Origin of the sequence: Moraxella bovis, from assembly GCF_002014975.1 — a bacterium.
GTDB lineage: Bacteria > Pseudomonadota > Gammaproteobacteria > Pseudomonadales > Moraxellaceae > Moraxella > Moraxella bovis.
In genome coordinates this window covers 1-901 of record NZ_MUXV01000093.1, presented here as the reverse complement: position 1 = coordinate 901, position 901 = coordinate 1, and the positions used below count along the sequence as shown (strand labels likewise).

The 901-nt window shown below is 42.8% G+C and carries 1 protein-coding gene and 1 pseudogene; both read left to right on the top strand.

The window, feature by feature from the left end; all coding sequences use genetic code 11:
* Positions 1-264: pseudogene (locus tag B0182_RS13535) on the top strand (hypothetical protein); the annotation flags it as partial.
* A 95-nt stretch (positions 265-359) separates the two neighbouring features.
* Positions 360-845 carry an Hcp family type VI secretion system effector gene (locus B0182_RS13530; protein ID WP_062500990.1) on the top strand — a complete coding sequence of 162 codons (486 nt, stop codon included), beginning with the start codon at positions 360-362 and terminating at the stop codon, positions 843-845.
* Positions 846-901 lie beyond the last annotated feature (56 nt).

Below are 901 nucleotides of genomic sequence, written 5' to 3'. Positions count from 1 at the left end.
GCAACCACTGCCGAAGCGGTGGCAATGGCAAGCATGCCGACCAATGCCATCATTAACAATAGTCCCGTCATCCAAAATGTCAAAACAGACGTGCGTATTTTTGGTGAACAGCTCTTTCGTGGGGCGTTCTCTACCACGTCAGGCTCTACCTTTAATGACAGTTATGTCATCAATGTCGGCGACAACGTGCAAGTGAGGATGTGGGGTCAAGGGGGTGAAAAAATTTGCTTGATTGTTTATTTTGTTTTCGCTATAATCACATGAACTCATTTAAATGAGATACGATATTATTTATAAAGTAGTGTATCTCCCATGGATGAGTTAATAACCTCACATTTTTTTTTATAAAGGTGCACATTATGGCTATAGATATTTTCTTAAAAATCGATGGCGTGAATGGCGAATCCAAGGATGCAGGACACAAGGATTGGATTGATGTTCATAACTTTACATGGGGTGCCAGTCAGCCTGCCACTCTAACCACAGGTGGTGGTGGTGGTGCGGGTAAGGTTAATTTCCAAGACCTAAAAGTAACAGCCGCTATTGATAAGGCAGCTCCTACCGTTCTCAAACACAGTGCCATTGGTCGGCACATCCCTAAAGTGGAAATCTCAGTTTGCAAGGCAGGTGGCGAACAGATTGAGTACTCTAGAATCACACTAGAAGACGTCATGGTAACTGGCGTTGAGTTCGTCGGTTCCAAGGACAATGAAGTTCTTTATGTGAATTACTCATTCCAAGCCGTCAAAATCAAAAACCAATACTGGGAACAAACCGAGCGTGGCGGTCGTGGTGCCGAAACTCAAATGGGTTACGACATCAAACAAAACAAAGCCATCGGCTAATCAGCCATTTCACCTTTTTAAAACACAACCTTATATTAGTATTAGGTTGTGTTTTT

Bases quoted from the DNA above. Each gene is read 5' to 3' on its own strand.
- B0182_RS13530 (WP_062500990.1), top strand. From the start codon at position 360: ATGGCTATAGATATTTTCTTAAAAATCGATGGCGTGAATGGCGAATCC.